General features: G+C 40.0%; 10 protein-coding genes. 6 read left to right on the forward strand and 4 right to left on the reverse strand.

From position 1 onward, the window contains the following. Positions 1 to 17: 17 nt before the first annotated feature. Both rpoH and FHK88_RS02820 read right to left on the reverse strand, forming a co-directional pair. Positions 18 to 908: an RNA polymerase sigma factor RpoH gene (rpoH, locus tag FHK88_RS02815; RefSeq protein ID WP_413680429.1), complete on the reverse strand. Its 891-nt coding sequence runs from the start codon at positions 906 to 908 to the stop codon at positions 18 to 20. 497 nt (positions 909 to 1,405) lie between these two features. Continuing rightward, positions 1,406 to 1,735, reverse strand: a complete 330-nt coding sequence (locus FHK88_RS02820; RefSeq protein WP_227429272.1) for a sulfurtransferase TusA family protein — start codon at positions 1,733 to 1,735, stop codon at positions 1,406 to 1,408. 145 nt (positions 1,736 to 1,880) lie between these two features. Between FHK88_RS02820 and FHK88_RS02825 the strand changes: the two genes are divergently transcribed. Next, positions 1,881 to 3,698, forward strand: a complete 1,818-nt coding sequence (locus tag FHK88_RS02825) for a M48 family metalloprotease (RefSeq protein ID WP_227429273.1) — start codon at positions 1,881 to 1,883, stop codon at positions 3,696 to 3,698. Positions 3,699 to 3,737: 39 nt separating this feature from the next. Here the strand turns inward: FHK88_RS02825 and FHK88_RS02830 are convergent, their stop codons facing one another. Together FHK88_RS02830 and rpsU are read right to left on the reverse strand one after the other, a co-directional pair. Further along, entirely contained in the window at positions 3,738 to 4,187 is a 450-nt protein-coding gene (locus FHK88_RS02830) for a GatB/YqeY domain-containing protein (protein WP_227429274.1), read from the reverse strand. A 195-nt stretch (positions 4,188 to 4,382) separates the two neighbouring features. Beyond that, positions 4,383 to 4,598, reverse strand: coding sequence for a 30S ribosomal protein S21 (gene rpsU, locus FHK88_RS02835; protein ID WP_227429275.1), 216 nt, complete (start codon positions 4,596 to 4,598; stop codon positions 4,383 to 4,385). A gap of 311 nt (positions 4,599 to 4,909) precedes the next feature. Here rpsU and FHK88_RS02840 point away from each other — a divergent pair, with 311 nt between their 5' ends. From FHK88_RS02840 to FHK88_RS02860, 5 genes are all read left to right on the forward strand, one after another. Further along, positions 4,910 to 5,293, forward strand: coding sequence for a hypothetical protein (locus tag FHK88_RS02840; RefSeq protein ID WP_227429276.1), 384 nt, complete (start codon positions 4,910 to 4,912; stop codon positions 5,291 to 5,293). Positions 5,294 to 5,518: 225 nt separating this feature from the next. Further along, complete coding sequence (locus tag FHK88_RS02845) at positions 5,519 to 6,052, forward strand: c-type cytochrome (protein WP_227429277.1); 534 nt, start codon at positions 5,519 to 5,521, stop codon at positions 6,050 to 6,052. Positions 6,053 to 6,161: 109 nt separating this feature from the next. Next, a complete protein-coding gene (gene tsaD / locus FHK88_RS02850) occupies positions 6,162 to 7,199 on the forward strand; it encodes a tRNA (adenosine(37)-N6)-threonylcarbamoyltransferase complex transferase subunit TsaD (RefSeq protein WP_227429278.1) in 1,038 nt (345 codons plus the stop codon). A gap of 38 nt (positions 7,200 to 7,237) precedes the next feature. Next, positions 7,238 to 7,648, forward strand: a complete 411-nt coding sequence (locus FHK88_RS02855) for a CrcB family protein (RefSeq protein ID WP_227429279.1) — start codon at positions 7,238 to 7,240, stop codon at positions 7,646 to 7,648. A gap of 235 nt (positions 7,649 to 7,883) precedes the next feature. After that, on the forward strand, positions 7,884 to 8,933 hold the full coding sequence (locus FHK88_RS02860) for an IS481 family transposase (RefSeq protein WP_227429178.1): 1,050 nt from the start codon (positions 7,884 to 7,886) through the stop codon (positions 8,931 to 8,933). Positions 8,934 to 8,990: the final 57 nt, after the last annotated feature.

Consider the following 8,990-nt stretch of genomic DNA (forward strand, 5'->3'; position numbering starts at 1 on the left):
ACATCTACATACTCTATTTAGTCAGGCATAATGACACTATCAATAGTCATGGCTTCCCGAATTTTATCCATGGCATTTTTTTCAATCTGACGTACTCGTTCAGCAGAGATGTTATAGACAGCAGCTAACTCGTGTAGGGTAGATTTCTGCTCAGATAGCCAGCGCTGTTCAACGATATCACGTGAGCGCTCATCGAGAGTATCCATGGCATTCATCAAGGCATGGTTGTTATTCTCTTCCCAGTCTGCTTCTTCGACCACTTCTGCTGGGTCAATGCTGTCCTCTAAAAATAGCTGGGGGGCATAACGTCCATCGTCATCATCTGTTGTCTGTGTCTCAAATGAAGCATCATATGAAGTGAGGCGAGACTCCATTTCCAGCACTTGTTTGCGGGTGACATTAAGGTCTTTTGCAATGGCGTCAGCCTCTTCTAAGGTTAACTGATTGTTGGTCTTTTTGAGACTGCGCAAGTTAAAAAATAATTTACGATGTGCTTTGGTGGTTGCTACTTTGACAATCCGCCAGTTACGAATCACAAACTCATGAATTTCTGCTTTAATCCAATGCACTGCAAAAGAGACAAGGCGAACGCCTTTATTTGGGTCAAAGCGTTTGACCGCTTTCATCAAACCCAAATTACCTTCTTGAATTAAGTCAGCTTGAGGCAGACCATAGCCTGAATAGCTGCGGGCAATATGAATGACAAAGCGTAGATGTGACATCACCAGCAAACGTGCTGCTTCAATATCTCCATCATCATAATAACGGTGCGCCAACTCTTGCTCTTGCTCAGGTGTCAAAATTGGAATCTGATGCACACTATTGATGTATGCGCCAAGGTTGACGCCTGGTGCTGTTAGGTTGACGGGCATTGCTGGTACTAGGTCCCGTGTTTTTGTATCTGGCATGGGGCTGATATATTTTGCAGGTAAATGATTTTCTGCATCAAGTGGCGCTTCTATGATGTCATCAAACTCTGTATCAAAGTCTGAATCTATATCCATATCCACATCTATATTTTTATCAGCTTTTATTTTAGATGATGATTTTTTAGCATGAGTAGATAGGTCATCATCTTTCTTAGTTTTGTTTTTGGATTTATTTTTTTTAGGTGGAGACAGTGGAGGTGTTGAGTTTGCCATAAAGTTAACCTTAATGAAAGTATGTATCAGTTAGTATCAGAGTTTATCCAGTTTCATTATTATGTATCAGTATTTATTGTGTCTGGATATCTAACACTTTTGCCATAGATTGTTTGATATGTTCGAAGAATAGTGAGAACTGACTCTATGGATAAAATGCCATGATTCTATTGTAAAGGATAGTTGATAGAAGTTGCTGAAGGTTTTGGTAACAGATGTTTGCAATAACCTTATCATTAAGCGATGATAAATAATGATGCTGTTTATTGGGATTTTAAAATAAAAAAATGATAAACAAAACCTTCTGTTGTGTCATTAGGTGTCGTATATTGGTACAACGGTAGATTGGACTGGCGACAAAATGCTTGGATATCTGTTTGTGAGTTTGGGTCAGTTGCCAGTAAATACAGCATGTTACCCATATTGACTGTGCGTAAACCTACTTTAGTTTTCAGCAGGGGCATTGGGCATGCAAGATTGCGTCCATCAATAAATGTCTCAATGGGTGCGGTCAATGTTTCAGTTATCTCAGTTGGTAGCTTAGCAAGCCATGGTTGAGCATCAGTTGGAGCAGTATGAGCTGATAATGACATAGTTGACAAAGACATAAAAATTAACAACGTGGATATAGTTTAACAAGGCAGATAAGCTATGCTAGAGTTCGTTATTATAACAGGTAGTTATGATAAAGCGATAATGAATTCAACTTATGATTGATGATGTGATGGAATATAGATAATGAGTCAAATAATGCAAAAAGATAACCACCAGTATTTCTCCAATAAGACTTCATTTAAAGTAGGTCTTTATAGTATATCTGTGGCTTCTCTGATTTCATTATCTGTCATGTCACAGTCATATGCTCAGGTAGCTAGTGAGAAAGGATATGTAGCGTCATCTCAACCGAAGTCGTCTGTATTTATCAATCAAGGGCGAAGTGATTTAGGGCAGGATAGTAATCATTTGCAATCATATACTCAAGCATCTGGGAGAAACTATCTTTCTGTCGATGGTCGTTCAAATATGCTACATAATCCATCCAGCACGACATTAGATACATTGGCATTACCGGAGCTGAGTGAAGGTAGGCGCTTTGTTGAGCAGTATCATCATCAGGCATTAGGGAAGTGGTCATTACAGCAACTTAATCAACATGTGAATACTTTAGATGATGCATGGGTACAAGAAGTTTTAAGCAATGTATCATGGGATATTAATGCACAAGCACGGTCACAAGCGCCTTTAGCATTGGTAATTATTAATGATACGTCTATTAATGCCTTTGCCATACCTGGTGGCGTGATTGGTCTTAATGTGGGTACGGTATTGCAAGCCAATAGCCTAGATGAAGTAGCCAGTGTTTTGGCACATGAAGTGGCTCATTTAAGTCAACGCCATTATGAACATAGCCAAGATGCCAATACCCGAGCGATGCTGATGCAAATAGGGGGGTTACTTGCTGCTATTGCTGCTTCAAGTGCTGATGGTGATGCGGCGGCAGCCATTATGATGGGTAGCCAGACAGCAGCGATGGACAGTCGTATGGCTTTTAGTCGTGATAATGAGCGAGAGGCTGACCGTATTGGTATGCAGATTTTAGCACAGGCTGGATATGACCCTCGTGCCATGCCACGATTTTTTGCCACTTTAAATCAGCAAAACCAGTTAAATCATAATAAGCAAGGTTTTTTGCCAAGCTTTATTATGAGCCACCCATTGAGTGCAGAGCGCTTAAGTGAGGCGCAAAGTCGAGCCAATCGTTATCCAGTATTACCTCTTAGCCAGTCTCAGCGTCATCAGCAGATGTTTGACATTCTTAAATGGCGGATAAAGGCTTCTTCGCAACAAACGACCGAAGCTGAGTTAATTGCAGGTGCTAAGCAAAGTGTGGGTGCAAAACTGGCATTGGCATATTGGTATGGGAAAAATGGACGATATAGACAAGCTAATAATTTGCTAGCAGAGCTGGCACAACTTTCCACACAGCAACAACAAAAGTTACAACCTCTTTTAGCGATTACTCAAGCACAGGTTTTTGGATATCAAGGTCAGTGGCAGCAAGCTGAGAAAGTTTTGCAAGCCCAACATGCACTGTATCCTGAGCGTAGAGATTTGCGTTTATATCTGGCAGATGTCTACTTACATTTAGGAAAGCCTCAACCAGCGCAAGCATTGCTTAAACCTTTATTATCTCGACAGGCACATGATATTACTGTTTTATCGCAGATGCAGCAGGCAAGTGAGCTGTTAGCAAAGCAGTATAATACAGAGGAAAAATCTGGGTTAGCGCAGATAGCAACGATTAATGCGTTACGTTATCGTAGTCAAATTCAGATGTGGCGAGCAGATTATGAGCAGGCACAAGTTTCTTTACAGCAAGCGAAACGGTTGGCAGAAGAGTTGTTAGCAGAATGGAATCAAGCGCATACAGATGACCAAAATACAAGCTCTAGTAATTCGCTAAATCATTCTGGACAAATTAATCCTCGACCATTATTACTGAGTATTGAGGGTGAAGTAGAGACATTAAAAAGAGCCAAAGCATTTAAGCCTTAGCTCATTGTTCTTTGATACAAATAAAAACTTAATAGAAGTTTAACCTTGTAAGGCTTTTTTAACCAACTGTGAAATAACCGCAGGGTCAGCACGTCCAGCTGTTTTTGCTTTTAATGCACCCATCACTTTACCCATATCTTGCATTGAGCTGGCATTTTGTGTAGCAACTTCTTCATTGACAAGTGCTGCAAGCTCTTCTTCGCTCATTTGCTGAGGCATAAACTCATTGATGACGTCTAGCTCAAACTGTTCTTTTTGTGCCAAATCATCACGACCATTGTCAGTAAATACTTTTAAAGACTCTTGGCGTTGTTTGATTTGTTTTTGTAGTATATCTAATATCCCTGCATCATCTAGCTCAACTTTCTTATCAATCTCAATTTGCTTAATCACTGCCTGCACATTTCGTAAAACTTTGACTTTGTCTAGCTCACGAGCCTTCATTGCTTCTTTGATGGTATCAGTAATAGTTTGTTTAAGTGCGCTCATAGAAGTTCCTTTTTTTGTTGCATAAGTAATGGAAATTGTAGCATAAAAAATGCCACTTTAATCGTAAGACAAAAGTGGCATTTTGGTATTCGTGGTTTTAAGGTAATAAAAATATTATTTGTTACTACTTATTATTACTTAAAGAAAACGAATAATCTGTAATCTAACGTACAGTTTTCATGTAGTACTTATATTTTAGTACTTACGAGTGGTACGAATAGACTCACGTTGTAGCTTTTTCTTATAACGCTTAACGGCTGCAGCTTTTTTGCGCTTACGCTCTTGAGTTGGTTTTTCATAAAACTCACGCTTACGAACGTCAGATAGTACACCAGCTTTTTCACAAGCGCGTTTAAAGCGACGAATTGCGATATCAACTGGTTCGTTTTCTTTAACCTTAACTGAAGGCATGAAGACTCCTTGGATTGAAATGAGACGTGAATAACATTAGTTTGGCTGTATCGTTAGTATTAGCTTTACTTGTCTCAATAATAGTAAGGCATCAGCTCAAACTAGGATTAATAACTGGCTATCTATATCTTTAGAATCTTTACCATTTCATGATGAAAAAATTAGATATAGTAGTGCAAGGGTGAAAATTATACAGGAATCATAAAACAAAGTCAAAAATGACTGCTGTGATTTACTGAGGTTTAAAGAAAAAAGTTATGATAAAATGAGCGTGAAATTAGTAATTCAACAATTTTTTTAGGGATATTAATATGACTGTTTTTACTAACACCAATATCAAGAAAGCTCTGTTATCTGTTGCTGTTGTACTGGGTATGAGTACATTAATGACGGCTTGCTCAAAAGAGCATCATGAAGTACCAGCAGTTGATAAAGTAGAAGAGGCACAAGAGATAGCATTGGCAAATGCTCCTGAGCCTGTGATTGTAGATTTGCCAGAAGCTACAGCAGCTTCTACAGATGAACAAGCCACTGATGGCACTGCAACAGATGAGGCAAGTGCTGAGGGTGCAGAAGGTACTGCAACACCAGAAGATATGGAAAAAGAAGCAGATGCTATTGAAGAAGCTGCGTCTTTGGGTGAGCCTGTGCCTAGTGACGTTGTTGATGGTGGTACAGAAGAAGCTGCTCAGTAGTAAAAAATGTCAACGTGGTGCATAAAAAATGGCTATCAAGCTGTTTAGGCATGGCTTGACATAGACAGACAGCAAGCGAAAGTAAAACCCAAGTAATAGTCAGCTCAAAATTTAGGTGTTTTACTTTTTCTATAACAGAGCTTTTTCTATAAACAGAAGTTATGTGATTAGAAATTTTAGCTAGCAATTTATCCTTCATGAATATAATACTGAGGAGGTTATGTCATGAAATATGTCACAATCAGTGTCATGTTCTCTTTGAGCTTGATGCTTTCAGCCTGTAGTGATAGTCAGGAAGCTGCCCAAACAAGTAAAACAGAGACAACTCAGCCAGAACAAACAACAGTTCAGCAAAATGAAGCACAACAAAATGACTCTGAAGTACAAAATACAGAAGAAGTATCTGAGGCGACACCTGAACAACCTGAATCTAAGGATGATGTTGCTAAAACAGATACATCATCAGAGCAAGAAAGCTCTGAGCCTGTTGAGGTAGCCAAAGAAGCACCACAATTAGATGCAAATGCTGGTAAAGAGCTATACGAAAAGCAGTGTAAAATCTGTCATGAGTCGGGTATGCTTGGTGCGCCAAAATACGGCAATCAATCAGAGTGGGCATCTCATATCGCTAAGGGTAAAGATACTTTGTATTTGCATTCTGCCAAAGGCTTTAACAAAATGCCACCACAAGCAGTGAATGGAGTAACTGAAGCTCAAGTGCAGGCAGCAGTAGACTACATGGTGGCAGGGTCAAGCTAATCTGTGTGCCAATCTATCCGCATAAAATGAGTGAAATTTGCTAAACTACCGTCATTGTCATATCGGCAATGGCGGTTTTTATTGATTTGTCATATAGATAAGGGGCGTTGTGAAAGTATTAGGTTTAGAGACTTCTTGTGATGAGACAGGGTTGGCAATTTTTGATAGTGAGCAGATAACCAGTGATAATCAAGGACTGATTGGACAGGTGCTGTATTCACAGATTGAGCTACATGCCACTTATGGTGGTGTGGTGCCTGAGCTTGCCAGTCGTGACCACATTCGCAAACTTGTGCCACTGTTTAATGAGCTATTAGAGCAGTGCCAAATAAGTAAGTCTGAGATTGATGCCATCGCCTATACCAAAGGGCCGGGACTGATTGGGGCATTGATGACAGGGGCATTATTCGGGCGAAGTTTGGCGTATGGATTGGGTATTCCTGCCATTGGTGTGCATCATATGGAAGGGCATTTATTAGCCCCATTGATGTCAGCAAATCCGCCTGCTTTCCCGTTTGTGTCATTGCTGGTATCGGGTGGACATACCTTATTGGTAGCGGCTCGTGGTGTGGGGCAGTATGAGATTTTGGGTGAAAGTATTGATGATGCGGCAGGGGAGTGCTTTGATAAAGCAGCCAAAATGCTAAATTTACCTTACCCCGGTGGCCCAAATGTGGCAAAACTTGCTGAAACGGGTAATCCAAATGCATATGAATTGCCGCGTCCGATGCTACATAAAGGCTTGGATTTTTCATTTAGTGGTATGAAAACGGCAGTGCATAACTTGATTAAAGATACTGAAGGTAGTGGTGATGACCCCAAAATACGCGCCGATATTGCTGCCAGTTTTCAGTATGCGGTGGTGGATACTTTGGTGAAAAAGTGTGTCAAAGCCTTAAAGCAAGCTCAGATGAAACGTTTGGTTATTGCAGGAGGCGTTAGTGCCAATAGCCAACTGCGGCAACAACTGGCTGATGAGCTGGATAAAATAAATGCCACTGTGCATTATGCACCGCCTGCATTATGTACTGATAATGGGGCAATGATTGCCTTTGCAGGCTATCAGCGTTTGCAGGCAGGGCAGTGTGATGATTTGGCAGTTAGCTGTGTGCCACGATGGAACATTGATGAGCTACCAGCAGTGTGAGCAATCAGCGTTTAAGCAATAAAAAGGAATAAATAAGTATGCAATGGCAAGCGTTTTTATTGGTGGGAATTGGGGCAGCATTTGGGGCGTGTTTGCGAGCATGGCTGGCTCGTTTTAATAGCAGTTTGTCGCATTTGAGCCAGTGGTCTTGGTTGCCTGCGGGTACGTTGATGGCAAATATGTTAGGTGGCTTGCTTATTGGTATGGCGTTGGTGGTATTTGAAAAAATTCCTGTGGAGCATGCGTATCATGGGCATCTAAAAATGTTTGTAATAACGGGATTTTTGGGGGGCTTAACCACCTTTAGTAGCTTTAGTGCTGAGGTGTTTACTTTGATAGATGGCGGACGCATATTAGCAGGATTGGGGCTGATTGCGTTGCATTTAGGACTGACATTATTGGCAACTGCGATTGGGGTTTATTTATTTAAGATGGTACTACATGTTTAAGTAGGAATGTAGTGTGATCCTTTACTGATCCAGCCAACTTTATTGCTATATTTAATAATGAAAAATGATGGTGCGTATTTATATAATTAATTACAATAGAATATGCTTAATGGAATAATAATTAAGTATATATGTGTACTAGTCTCAACCTAATCTGACAATCACACTTTAAAAAAGAGTGTGTTACCCAAATTGATGAAGATGTCTAAACTTTATCAAATAAGGAATAACACACATGAACCATTCTAGCACAAATAGTAATCCAATCATCAAACACAGAGCAGGCTTACTAAACTTAGCTCAAGAGCTAGGTAACGTCTCTAAAGCTTGTAAAATAATGGGGGTCTCTCGAGACACCTTTTATCGCTATAAAGAAATGGCAGACAACGGCGGTATAGGCGCATTAGTGAATCAATCAAGGCGAGTACCTAACCTTAAGAATCGAGTTGATGAGTCCACAGAACAAGCTGTCATACAACATGCCATAGACTATCCTGCTCACGGTCAGCACAGAACCTCTAATGAACTTAGAAAAGTAGGTATTTTTGTTTCAGGCAGTGGTGTACGTTCTATATGGTTAAGACACAACCTAGAAAACTTCAATAAACGTTTAAAGGCATTAGAGGCAAAAGTAGAAGCCGAAGGCATCCTCTTATCTGATGAGCAAATATCAGCACTTGAAAAGAAAAAACTAGACGATGAAGCATCTGGTGAGATTGAAACAGCACATCCAGGCTACCTAGGCTCACAAGATACTTTCTATGTCGGTCATTTAAAAGGCGTTGGACGTGTTTATATGCAGACCTTTGTAGATACTTATTCGAAGGTAGCACATGCTAAGTTATATAATACCAAAACACCGATTACAGCTGCTGATTTACTCAATGATAAGGTATTGCCGTTTTATCAAGAGCATGAGTTACCGATGCTTAGAATATTAACAGATAGAGGTACTGAGTATTGCGGTAAGGTAGAACAACATGATTATGAGCTTTATTTGGCTATCAATGATATAGATCATACTAAGACTAAAGCCAAATCCCCGCAAACCAATGGTATTTGTGAGCGGTTTCATAAGACTATCTTACAAGAGTTTTATCAAATTGCTTTTCGAAAGAAGATTTACGATAATCTAGAGTCTCTACAAGCTGATTTAGATGATTGGCTTGTTTATTATAATTATGAAAGAACTCATCAAGGTAAGATGTGCTGTGGTAGAACACCTATGCAAACGCTTACTGAGGGTAAATCCGTTTGGGCACAAAAGAATTTAGCTCAAATATAACCTGACATCTTGACCGTCAATTTGGGGGTACTGTCAGATTAGGTTTGAGCTAGTACA

The organism is Psychrobacter sp. I-STPA6b (assembly GCF_020662265.1).
In the GTDB taxonomy this organism is placed as follows: domain Bacteria; phylum Pseudomonadota; class Gammaproteobacteria; order Pseudomonadales; family Moraxellaceae; genus Psychrobacter.